10 protein-coding genes are annotated in these 10,259 nt (G+C 60.2%); 5 read left to right on the forward strand and 5 right to left on the reverse strand.

Annotated features, from left to right (window positions below; translation table 11 throughout):
* Positions 1-11: 11 nt before the first annotated feature.
* Positions 12-530 (reverse strand): DUF4920 domain-containing protein, encoded by a 519-nt coding sequence (locus tag HW554_RS11360; RefSeq protein ID WP_176908707.1) that lies wholly within the window; start codon positions 528-530, stop codon positions 12-14.
* A gap of 32 nt (positions 531-562) precedes the next feature.
* Positions 563-1,363 carry a TapB family protein gene (locus HW554_RS11365; RefSeq protein WP_176908708.1) on the reverse strand — a complete coding sequence of 267 codons (801 nt, stop codon included), beginning with the start codon at positions 1,361-1,363 and terminating at the stop codon, positions 563-565.
* 254 nt (positions 1,364-1,617) lie between these two features.
* Here HW554_RS11365 and HW554_RS11370 point away from each other — a divergent pair, with 254 nt between their 5' ends.
* From HW554_RS11370 to HW554_RS11385, 4 genes are all read left to right on the forward strand, one after another.
* Entirely contained in the window at positions 1,618-1,857 is a 240-nt protein-coding gene (locus HW554_RS11370) for a hypothetical protein (RefSeq protein WP_116941490.1), read from the forward strand.
* Positions 1,850-2,197, forward strand: coding sequence for a hypothetical protein (locus HW554_RS11375; RefSeq protein WP_176908709.1), 348 nt, complete (start codon positions 1,850-1,852; stop codon positions 2,195-2,197). Before HW554_RS11370 ends, HW554_RS11375 begins: the two co-directional genes overlap by 8 nt.
* A gap of 180 nt (positions 2,198-2,377) precedes the next feature.
* Positions 2,378-3,022 carry a cytochrome c oxidase subunit 3 gene (locus HW554_RS11380; protein ID WP_176908710.1) on the forward strand — a complete coding sequence of 215 codons (645 nt, stop codon included), beginning with the start codon at positions 2,378-2,380 and terminating at the stop codon, positions 3,020-3,022.
* A 377-nt stretch (positions 3,023-3,399) separates the two neighbouring features.
* A complete protein-coding gene (locus HW554_RS11385; protein ID WP_176908711.1) occupies positions 3,400-5,421 on the forward strand; it encodes a M1 family aminopeptidase in 2,022 nt (673 codons plus the stop codon).
* 87 nt (positions 5,422-5,508) lie between these two features.
* On the opposite strand, the gene HW554_RS11390 is transcribed toward HW554_RS11385, so the two are convergent.
* The 3 genes from HW554_RS11390 to HW554_RS11400 all read right to left on the reverse strand — a co-directional run bounded on the left by HW554_RS11390 (position 5,509) and on the right by HW554_RS11400 (position 8,083).
* Positions 5,509-6,144: a hypothetical protein gene (locus HW554_RS11390; protein ID WP_176908712.1), complete on the reverse strand. Its 636-nt coding sequence runs from the start codon at positions 6,142-6,144 to the stop codon at positions 5,509-5,511.
* Between the two features lie 164 nt (positions 6,145-6,308).
* Positions 6,309-6,746 carry a DUF2147 domain-containing protein gene (locus tag HW554_RS11395; protein WP_176908713.1) on the reverse strand — a complete coding sequence of 146 codons (438 nt, stop codon included), beginning with the start codon at positions 6,744-6,746 and terminating at the stop codon, positions 6,309-6,311.
* A 692-nt stretch (positions 6,747-7,438) separates the two neighbouring features.
* Entirely contained in the window at positions 7,439-8,083 is a 645-nt protein-coding gene (locus tag HW554_RS11400) for a C40 family peptidase (RefSeq protein ID WP_176908714.1), read from the reverse strand.
* Positions 8,084-8,293: 210 nt separating this feature from the next.
* On the opposite strand from HW554_RS11400, the gene HW554_RS11405 reads away from it, so the two are divergent.
* The gene (locus tag HW554_RS11405) at positions 8,294-10,105 is read left to right on the forward strand and encodes a M61 family metallopeptidase (protein ID WP_176908715.1); all 1,812 of its coding nucleotides are present in this window, start codon (positions 8,294-8,296) and stop codon (positions 10,103-10,105) included.
* Positions 10,106-10,259: the final 154 nt, after the last annotated feature.

Raw genomic sequence — 10,259 nt, forward strand, 5'->3', positions numbered from 1 at the left:
CCTGGTCGTCCCTACTCCTGCACCAATACCCCGTCGGCCTCGAAGTTTAGCTGCTGCTGGGGCTCGGTTATGGCGGCAATTTCGGCGGCCGATTTGCCGGCGTCTTTGGCGTAATGTTGCAGGTCGGATACGGGCACGGTTTCGCGGTGGGCCCAGCCGTTGATGACGATGGTTTTACCGCTGATGTCTTTGGGCACGAAGAAGGCGTAATCCTTGAATTTCACCCGCATGTCGCGGCCGTCGGCCAGCTTCATGGTCATCCAGCAGCCTTTGGCCTGGCACACCTCCTGCACCGGGCCCACCAGCTTCACCTGGGCCGAATCCTGGGTGCCGAGCAAGGTAGGCAGGGCCGATAGGGGCTGGGCGCCCGCGCTTGTAATAGCCGCGCCGTAGGTTTTACCCTGGGGCGAAGTGGCAGTTGGCGGAACGGCCTCCGGGGCGGTAGCAGCCGTGCCGGAAGTGGACGTTGCATTCTGGCAGGCACCCAGCAGCAGCAGCAGCGCGGCGGGCAGTAAAAGGAGGGGGCGCATAAGCCGGAAAAAAAGCGGTGGAAAGTCGGAATTTAGGACTTTTTGCGCTTACTCGTCTCTTTCACAACGGAGCCCGCTGATTGGTCCAGCCCCGTCAGCACCCGCACCTGCTCCAGCCGGCCCTTTTTGTTATATACTTCCGACTTCACCAGCCCCACGGTGGGGGCGTAATAATCTACCACGCGCACTATCGAGGCAAGCTTCAGGTCGGCGCGGGCCACGGTGGCAGACTCCAGCTCGGCTTCCACTTTGTAGCACAGGAAGGTGCCGGCGGGCGTCGTAACCGACTCCTGGCCCGTTACGCGGCGCTTGCTGACGGTGGCGTACACCTTGGCAATATCCACGGCCGAGCTACGCACATCAACGAGCATGCCGCCACCGGGCAGCTCCGAGCCCACGGTGGGCTGGTTGGGCCAGGCCAGAGGCGTAGGGGTGTAGGTCAGGAGCCGGTCGCGGAAGGAGCTGAGCTGCTCCGGGTTGAGCTGGTCGAGGCCGTCGGTAAAGGCCGTGTCCTGGCGGCAGCGGAAGGTTAGGTCGCGCAGGTACAGCAGGCGCCCTTTGGTATCGTAGGCCCCGCTTTTGAGCAGCACGGTGTTGGTGGTCTGGGTCTTTTTCTTGTTCTGCTCGGTTTCCAAGCGCACCACCCGCTGGTGCACAAAGCCCGTTGTTTCGCCCTTACCGTCCTGCAGGGTAAAGGTGCGGGCCGTGTTGTCGGCCAGGCCGAAAGGGTGAGGACAGTTTGCCGCCGGAGTAGAGGCCGGGAGGGTTTGGGCCTGGAGGGCTACCGTAGCCAAGAGGCCGGTGGCCAGAGCCACAAAGTAAGAGGAGGACATAGAGTGGAGCGAAGTGAAAATCTGATCCGGTAAAACCGGCTGTACGCCCTGCATACGCAGGCCAGCCCGTTTGGATTCTGCCGGGGGTATTGGGCATTAGGCAAAAGCCGTGCCCGCCCAAAACTGTAACTTGGTCGCCGCAACAGCGTTTGCAGGGTTGCCATCGTCGGCCCGCGCAAGAACGTCATTCAGCGCGCAACGAAGAATAGCGTAATTGCCCTACACACCAAATACCAACCACTCACTACAAAACTATGCCTGACCAACCTACTTCCTGGGCCGATACGGCCGCCTCGCTGCTTTCCAAGCTTTCGGGCGGCGTTGAGCTGGCCCTGAATTTCGACCAGATGGAGCTGCAGGTGCCCAACGCCCAGAACCCCGGCACCCCCACTACCTGGCGGCTCAACGGCGCGTTGCGCATCCGTACCCGCGGCGAGAATCCGCCTTCCGGCAACCTGCCGCCGGCCAACCCCAACCCTGCCACACTTGGCTAGCGGCCTCGATATCGAGGCGCAGCTGGTGGTGTCGCTTGATGGCGACGAGGTGCAGGTGGCGGGCACGGGTGGCTACCTGATTATCAATTTCCCCAGCCAGCGCGTGTTCGACAAAATTACGGCCGGCCCGCCCAAAGACCCGCACGCCCCGCCCAAGCCCAAGGGCCCGCCCGGCCCCGACCCACTGCAGCAGCTCAACGACCTGGCCCGGCAGCTGGGCCTGGTGCTCGATTTGCGGGTAGCGGGCAAAACCCACGTTACGTTTGGAGCCAGCAACAGCCCAAAAATTACCATAAACGCGGTATTCGGTAAAATTGGCTCCTTCTTCCGCAAGCTGTAGCTACCGGCCCGCCGGCTGAGGAGAACCAGCAGAAAACCGGCCCGAAAAACGTACGGTTGCAACAAGCCATTTCGCGTACTTTAGAAACAACCCGGGGGGGCGAAACCAGCCGTTGGCTCCCCGGAACTAAAGGACCGTTGATTGGTTTGCACTTCGTATGTCTGCCCGTTTTTCTATTCTATGAGCTCCGACCACAATTCTCCCAAAAAGGTAGGTTCCACCCGCCCGGCCTCTGCCTTCCAGCGCATGGAGCGGATGCCGCCGCTGCTGATGATGCTCTACGTGGGCCTGGCCGGAATTACGGTGCTGTTTGTGGGGCTGGTGGGGGCTTACGCCATTACGCACTTCCGGACCGGGGCACCCAGCGGGCTGTTTGCTTTGCCGCGCTTCTTCTCGTTGAGTACCATTGTGCTGCTGGCCAGTAGCTACGTTATTGCCCAGGCCAGCCGCATTTATGCCCAAGACGACCTACCCACGCTGCGCCGCTGCCTGGGGGCTACTATGCTGCTGAGCTGCGTTTTTGCGGGCCTGCAGGTGCTGGGCTGGCGCGAGCTGATGGCTCAAGGCGTGTTCTTCGATGGCATGGCCAGCGGCTCGTTCGTGTACCTGCTGTCGGCCCTGCACGTAGCGCACCTGCTGGGCGGCATGGTGTTTCTGCTGGTGTTGTTGATACGCACTCACCATGCCGCCGCCGATGCCGTGCGTACGCTCGTGTTCATTCGTAACCCCTACCGCCGCCTCCAGCTGCGCATGGTCACGCTCTACTGGCACTTCATCGATGGCCTCTGGATTGCGCTGTTTGCGGCCTTTCTGCTTCTGTACTAAGCCTCTGTAGGCAAGCTGCCGAACCGCTCCGCCCCCGGTACCTGATCAGGTATCGGGGGCGGTTTTCTTGGTTGATAGAATTTAAATCCAGAGCGTGTGGTGCGAAGCTCCGGCTTCGCGTGTCGTCGCTGAATGCCGCGCCATGTTCTATCGTTCAACGATGCGCGAAGCTGGAGCTTCGCGCTACACACTCTAGGCGCAAGCTCTTGGCAACCTGGGTTAAGCAGGGCGATTTATGACAGTGGCTGGAATACCCTCTCGGCTACTACCAAAACCAGCACTCAGCACACGCGGCAGCCGGTAAGCACAAGCCACTGATTTTGAGCGGCGAGGACGTACCTTGGCCCGGCATCCTGATTCCCACTCCAACCCCCTTTATGCGCCTTTCTACTTTTCTGCTTACACTAGCTGGTCTGCTGGCGGGCAGTTTGTCGGCTACCGCTCAATTGCCCACCTACCGCCCCCTGGCTACCGACCTCGATGGCTCGGCGGCCGAGGCCTGCGCCCGCGTGCATACCGGCGCGGCGGCCCGCCCGGCCTACGCCAGCCTTAGCCACCGCCAGAAAATGGCCAGCTACGACGTCAAGTACTACAAACTCGATATCCGGCTGAGTAACACCAGCCGCAACGTGGGCGGCACGGTTACCATCAAGGCCCGCACCGGCAGCCAGCCACTAGACTCGCTGGCCTTCGAGCTGTTCAGCACCTTCGCCATCGAATCGGTGGTAGTGGACGGGCAGGCCAGCGCCGGGTTGGTACGCAAAGGCCAGGGCGACGTAACGGTTGGCCTAGCCCGGCCGGTGGCGGCCAACACGTTCTTCGAGGCCCGCATTACCTACAACGGCACAGCTCCCAACAGCAACGCGGGCGCCATCGGCAACGCTTTAAATACCCGTATTGCGCCCACTTACAACGTAAGCACCACCTGGAGCCTATCGGAGCCCTACAACGCCTACGAGTGGTGGCCCTGTAAGCAAGTACTCGCCGATAAAGCCGACTCGACCGACGTGTGGGTGACGACGGCCGCCACCAACAAAGTGGGCTCCAACGGGGTGCTGGAGCGCATAACCAGCCTGCCGGGCAATGAGGTGCGCTACGAGTGGAAGTCGCGCCACCCCATTGCTTATTACCTGGTTTCGGTGGCCGTGGCACCTTACATCGAGTACGTGAACTACGCAAACCCTGCAGGCGGCCCGCGTATTCCCATCGTCAACTACGTCTACAACCAGGCCGCCCTCAATTTTTACCGCACTGAATTAGACCGTACACCGGGCTTCATTGAGAGCTTTTCGGCCCAGGTGGGGCTCTACCCATTTGCCAACGAGAAGTACGGCCACAGCATGGCCCCCATCGGTGGCGGCATGGAGCACCAGACCATGACCACCCAGGACGGCTTCAATTTCACGCTTACGGCCCACGAGCTGTTCCACCAGTGGTTTGGCGACAACGTAACCTGCGGGGCCTGGGAAGACATCTGGCTCAATGAGGGCTTTGCTTCCTATGGCGAGTACCTCGCGCTGAACGCGTTTTCTACGCCTGCTTCAGCCCGTAGCTGGCTCAACCAAGCCCATAGCTCGGCCATGAGCCAGCCCGGCGGCAGCATATTCGTGAGTGATACCAGCAACGTGGGCCGCATCTTCAGCTCCCGGCTTAGCTACAAGAAGGGCGCGTCCGTTGTCCACATGCTGCGCTACCTGCTCAACGACGACACCAAGTTCTTCCGGGTATTGCGCACCTTCCAGAGTACCTATGGCGGCCGCACGGCCCGCACCCGCGACCTGCAACGGCTTTTCGAGGCCGAAGCCGGTCGCTCGCTGCAGTACTTCTTCGACCAGTGGTTCCGGGGCGAAGGCTACCCCACGTTTGCGTTGCGCTGGAACCAGACCGGCGGCCAGGTGTACCTGCAAAGCACTCAAACCGTATCGATGCCTACCGTTACGCCCTTTTTCCAAACCGATATTGACTACCGCCTGACCTTTGCCGACAACAGCACCCGCACCATTCGTTTCGCCCAGACGCAGCCGGTGCGCACCCTGGCCGTAGCCGAGTCGCGCGCGGTGATTAGCATCGAAATCGACCCCGATCAGTGGCTGCTCAACAACACTGCCGGCCCGGCCGTGCGCGATGAGGGAGTTGTGACGAGCACCCAATCGGCCCATACGCCGCAGCTCAGCGTGTACCCCAACCCTTGCCGCGACCAGTTGCGCCTAGCCGATTTCGGCGGCCCGAGCGCGCAGGCGGTGGTAACCGATGCGGCCGGCCGCGTGGTGTTGCGCCAAACCGTGCCTGCCGCCCGCCCCGTGCTGCAAACCAGTACGCTACGCCCCGGCCTCTACTACCTGCGCCTGCTCAGCCCCGACGGTTCGGCCAGCCGTGCCCGGTTCGTGAAGGAGAATTAAAAAGTACCAGCTAAAAACCGGCAAGGCCGCTGAACTTCCTCAATAGGAAGTTCAGCGGCCTTGCCGGTTTTTAGCTGGTACAAGCCGCTATGCTAATGGCTTTTTGTAGGCCATTATCAGCTCCTCCACCTCAGGCGGGGCAGGGGGTAGGTTGAAAACGGCATCTACCAGCGCATCGAAGGTCGCGGCCGGCGTAAAAATTTCGTCGGTGAAGGGGTTGTTGGCGAGCCGGATAAAGCCAGGTTGGCCATTCACACTTACCAGATCGAGGGTTACGTTGCCGAAACGCTGGTTGCAGCGGCCGGTGTCCGTGCAGTCGTTGGGCTGGGGCTTGAGGAAATACTTCTGAGTGCTTTCGGCGTACTGCTCGTGGTGCAGGGTGCGTTGGTCGGCCGCACCCAACTGATAGCCCTGGGCCAGCACCCTGTCGCGAACGAAGTCGAAAAAATGCTGGAAGTTGCCTGGTCCCATGCTGGGGTCGTACAGGAACACTGCCCCGCGCTGACCTTCCTTGCGGGCCAGCTGCACCCGAAACCTGGCCCCGGGCAAGCCGGCTTTCTGGTAATGATAGGCCTTGAAATAAGGCCCCGCCCAGTTGAGATACACCTGCTGAGCCAGCCACTGCTGCCTGCGCCGCTCCTGCGCCGGGCTGCGGTGCAGCGGCTGCCAGACACCCGATTCGGGGGTGGAGCCGATAAAAAGCTTTTTGAGCAGGTCGAGCAAAACGAGTGGCTGAATTTAAGTAGTAACCGCAGGCTGGTCAAATGGTTTGCTGGCCAGCCGGCCGCCCAGGTTCCAAAAACAGGCCGGCACACGGCCCCGGATGTCGCAAAAAAACGGGGCTCCCGTTATCGGGAGCCCCGCCGAAGCTGGTGCAGTAGTGCGCCTTATTTCACCCGGGTCCAGGTCTGCGACTTACCGATAAGCGAGAAGCCGATGTAGCCTTTCACCTCCATGGTGTTGGCGTTGATCATCTTCATGTAGCAGGAATAGGTTTTGCCGGTTTCCGGATCGTAGATTTTGCCATCATCCCACTTGTTGCTCTCGTCATACTCAAAGCCGTTCATGAATACCATGCCCAGGCGGGGGCGGGTACGAAGCTTTGGTTCGGGATTCTGGGTGTCCGTCTTGGGCTTGCCAGACGCGTCGTTGGGCACCGTCAGCGACACAATTTTACCGCAGAGCTTGGTACCACACTTGTAAATCTCGAAGGTGGCCTTCTTTTCAGCATTGGTCCATACGCCCAGCGGAGAGAGAGATTGGGCCGAAGCCGAGGATAGCAGGCCAAAGAGGATTGCTACGCTTAGAAGAAGAAATTTTTTCATGGAATTGGTGATGGTGAAGTGGGAGTGAATTCGTGAGAAAAGATAGTGAAATCGAGCTGAACCGGCTGATCGGCCAGATTTCAACCATATCGGCTATGTTGCAACTATGAAGCCAGAATCTGAATACACTCACCGACCGGTGAATTAAGCCCAGTAAAAGCCAGTGATTATCAATTAGATGGAATTAAATGCGTCTCTGGAGCGTAAAAAAAGCTGTTTTTATTTTGAACCTTCCCCTTAGCGTTTAACTTTACCATGCGTAGTGAGTGCTACAGCCTCCGCCAAGCCGCCCTAAGGTGCTGGGCAGCGAAGCAGGGGTTATGTCGGATCTAAAGAAAGGAGGTACAAAATGTCTAGTAGTCCCAACCAAATCCTGCCAAGCCTGTCGAATGTAGTCCGCATCACCGCCGGACGCGCTTAACAACAGCTTACGCGCAGAACCCAGTTAGCCCTTCAGGGTGGGTTTTCGCATTCTGGCAAGGTCTTACAGATAGATGGCGGGGCTGTACCCCAGTTCAGCCGCTTGGTAAGATTTGAAGGATTAGATGCCCGGTTTGCCCAGCAGCCTCGAAAAGGAGGTCTGCACAGGCAGCCGGGCATCGTTGCGTTCAGGTGGTAGCGGAGTAGGGCTACTGGTGTGGTCGGCAGGAATGGACAAAACTCAGCAATTGATTGACCTGCAGCTGTATTTGCTAAAGCACCCGCCGTACCTGCATGAAGCGCCGCTCGTAGCCGGAGCCTTCTACCTGACTGATTTTAACCCCCGATTCGCGGCGGGCCGAGGACGAATGCACGAACCGGATGGGCTCGCCGGGCTGGCTGACGATGATACCCGCATGGCCCGGCGTGGTAGAAGTAGCGGCCGTGCCGGTAAACACCACAATGTCGCCGGGGCGGGCGGCTGTGCGGGCCACTGGGCGGCCCACATCAATCAGCATGGCTGTGGAATGAGGTGTGGGCACGCCATACCGGGCAAACACATACATGACAAATCCCGAGCAGTCGAACCCACTGTTGGGCGTGGTGCCGGCGTACAGGTAAGGAGTGCCGAGTTGCCGCAGAGCGAAGGCTACAATACTATCGGCCTTGCTGGAGGGCGCACCGGCCCGCAAGCCGGATGCTGGAGATGCTGGGTTCGGGGACGGTAAAGCGGCAACAGAACGTGATTTACCAACTGCCGGGCCTGTGGCGGCTGGCGTATAGGCGGTGGTGCGGGCTGGCGTGGGGGAGGCAGCAGTGGCATCACGTGCAGAAGCGGGATGCGGTAGCCGCACCCAAATCGCCCGACCCACCAGCAGGGCAATCAGCAGCAGAAAAACCGACCAGACGTAGCGCATTGCTTGAAATTAGAGTTGGTGGCTTGCTTAACGGCTATGATACGGTGCGGGTTCCGGTGTGCTGGGCGGACACACGTAAAGTATATTGCCGGTGGCAAATAGGCGGCATACCCCGCTGGTAGTTGCAGCCTTTCGGGGTTTTCTCCGTTCTTTGCCCAACCAGCCTGTAAGGCTGGGTCTATCTGTTTGCCCACCCTTTTTTCATTCTGAATGCTCCTGACTGCTCCTCGCCGCCGCCTGGCGGTGGCGGCCCTGGGTGTGCTGCTGGGCCACGTGGCCCCAGCCGCCCTGGCCGCGCCCACACTGCGCTATACGCTGGCCATGCCGGCCCCGCAAACCCACTACTTCGAAGTCGAGATGAACCTCGACGGTTTCAACAAAGCCTACACCGACGTTAAAATGCCCGTCTGGGCCCCCGGTTCGTACCTGATTCGGGAATTTGAGCGCAACGTGGAGGACTTCGGCGCCACGGCCGGCAGCCAGGCCCTGCGCACCGAGAAGCTAGACAAGAACACCTGGCGCGTTTACCATCCCAAAGCCCGCAACTTCGTGGTGCGCTACAAAGTGTACGCCTACGAGCTAAGCGTGCGCACCAGCTTCGTTGATGCTTCGCACGGCTACGTGAATGGCACAAGTGTGTTCATGTATCCGGCCGAAAACAAGCAGCTGCCCAGCCAGCTGGAGGTGAAGCCCGCTGCTGGCTGGAGCCAGGTAAGCACCAGCCTCAAGCCCGCCGGTGGCACCTTCACCTACCGCAGCAGCAACTACGACGAGCTGGCCGATTCGCCCATCGAAATCGGGAACCAGAAGATATACACCTTCACGGCCAACGGCACGCCCCACACGGTGGCCATGTACGGCGACCCGGTAGTGGACGAGCAGCGCCTCACCCGCGATATGCAGCGCGTGTGCGAGGAGTCGCATAAAGTGATGGACCGCAACCCGCTCGACCGATACGTGTTCATTGTGCACAACATTGACCGGGGCACCGGGGGACTGGAACACCTGTTTTCCACTACGCTGTCGGTGTCGCGCAATGCCTACGCCTCCGAAGCTGGCTGGAAGGGCTTCCTGGGGCTGGTGGCGCACGAGTATTTCCACCTCTGGAACGTGAAACGTATCCGCCCGGTAGCGCTGGGACCGTTCGATTACGACAAGGAAAACTACACCCGCATGCTGTGGGTGAGCGAGGGCGGCACCGAGTACTTCTCCAACCTGATTATGCAGCGGGCTGGTTTCGTGACGCCCGATCAGTACCTGGCCGACCTAAGCAACGGCATCAACCGCGTCGAGAACACGCCCGGCAACAAGGTGCAGTCGGCCGCCGAGTCGAGCTTCGATGCTTGGATCAAGCAGTACCGCCCCAACGAAAATTCGTCCAACACGGCCATCAGCTACTACGATAAGGGCGAAGTAATCGGGGCCGTGCTCGACCTGATGGTAATTAACGCCACCAAAGGCGAGAAGCGGCTTGATGATGTGATGCGCTACCTCTACGACCAATACTACCTCAAGCAGGGCCGGGGCTTCACCGATCAGGAGTACCAGGATGCGGTAGCCAAAATAGCCGGCCAGCGCTTCGACTCGTTCTTTGCCAAGCACGTGTACGGCACCGAAATGCTGCCCTACGAGCAGGCCCTGGCCTATGCTGGTCTGCGCCTAAGCATAACGCCCGCCCCGGCCACCGAAATTGACCTTGGTGCCCGTATCAGTCCCGCCGGGGGCCGCCAGACGGTGGCCAGCGTAGTGCGCGACGGCAGTGCCTGGCAGGGTGGCCTCAATGTAGGCGACGAAATCCTGAGCCTCGATGGCGCGCGCGTAACCGACGACCTCAATAAGCTGCTGGCCGGTCGGCCCGTGGGTTCTACCGTTAAGCTGCTCGTAACCCGCGAGGGCCGGGTGCAGGAGGTGAGTTTCCCGCTGCTGGCCAGCCCCCTCAGCCGCTACCGCATCGAGCGCCAGCCCAACCCCACCGCCGAGCAGCAGCGCGTGTTCGATAAGTGGCTGCCGGTGCGCGCCTAAGCATGCATTGAGCTATTAGTTTCCGTTTTTAAAGGTTAAACGCCCTCGCCGGAATCCGGCCTTGTCCTTACCCAAAACTTAAGCAGAGCGCTGGCCAGTAGGCCGGCGCTTTTTTTGTGCCTTACTCCTGCTGTAGTTGCGCCGCCATCTGTAC

Origin of the sequence: Hymenobacter lapidiphilus, from assembly GCF_013377885.1 — a bacterium.
GTDB classification, from domain to species: Bacteria; Bacteroidota; Bacteroidia; order Cytophagales; family Hymenobacteraceae; genus Hymenobacter; species Hymenobacter lapidiphilus.